Annotated in this window: 1 protein-coding gene; it reads left to right on the forward strand. The window is 32.3% G+C overall.

The window, feature by feature from the left end:
- Window positions 1-867: IS3 family transposase (locus tag AC1DTM_RS28075; RefSeq protein ID WP_477001439.1), on the forward strand; the 867-nt coding region annotated here is incomplete at its 5' end.
- Between the last annotated feature and the right edge of the window lie 194 nt (window positions 868-1,061).

A 1,061-nucleotide genomic window follows, 5' to 3' on the forward strand; every position in this document is an offset into this window, starting at 1 on the left:
GTAGAATATGAGGTCATTCATACCTTAAAACAAAATTTTTCAATTGTATTGCTTTGTGAAATTGCAGGTGTTTCAAGAAGTGGATATTATAAGTGGGAAAAAAGAATCAACAATCCCTCTGAAAAGATGAAAGAGGACCAATTTATCATGTCTAAAATAGGAGAATGCGAACGAGATCCAGATATAAATGGTAGCTATGGTTACYGAAGAATTTGTATATGGCTCAAAAAGTATTATGGTTTACAGGTAAATCACAAAAGAGTATATCGTTTAATGAGGAGAATGGGGCTACAAGCTAAGATTCGAAAGAAAAAGTGGCGGCATTTTGGTTTGAAAGAACAATACATCGTGTCGGAAAATCTGTTAAACAGAGAGTTTTCAACTACAAGGCCAAATGAAAAATGGGTTACAGATATAACCTATCTTACCTTTAATAATAAGCGCATATATCTTTCAGTGATACTAGACCTTTACAATAACGAAGTTGCGGCCTACCAAATGAGCGAATACAACAATTTGAAATTAGTTACAGATACAGTCAATAAAGCCTTAAGAAAAAGAAAAGCCCACGAAACAGTATTACATAGCGACCGAGGTTATCAGTATACGTCAAAAAAATATAACCAATTACTTAAAAAGCACAAAATAACTGTGAGTATGTCTAGGAAGGGAAATTGTTACGATAATGCATGTATAGAGAGCTTTTTTAGTCATTTTAAGGCAGAATGCTTTTATAGACATACCTTTTATGAAAAGACAGAAGTTTTTAAGGCTACTAAAAGATATATAAGCTATTACAATAACAAAAGATTTCAAAAAAGATTAAACAACCTTAGTCCTATTGAATTTGGAACTAAGGCTGCTTAATGAAAAGGCACCTAATCTATTACTGTCTACTTGACAGGGGTAAGACCAGGATACAGAAATCATCTTCTTGACGTTTCCTAATTTTTTTCAAAATGTCCTTTACAAAGGGTACAGATTATTAGTAGTATTTCTTTTCAAAATTTTTTCAAGGTTCAAATTTAAAGCTAGCACGCTAAGAATACGATTTGTATTCT

The organism is Bacillus sp. P4_D3 (genome assembly GCF_056401855.1).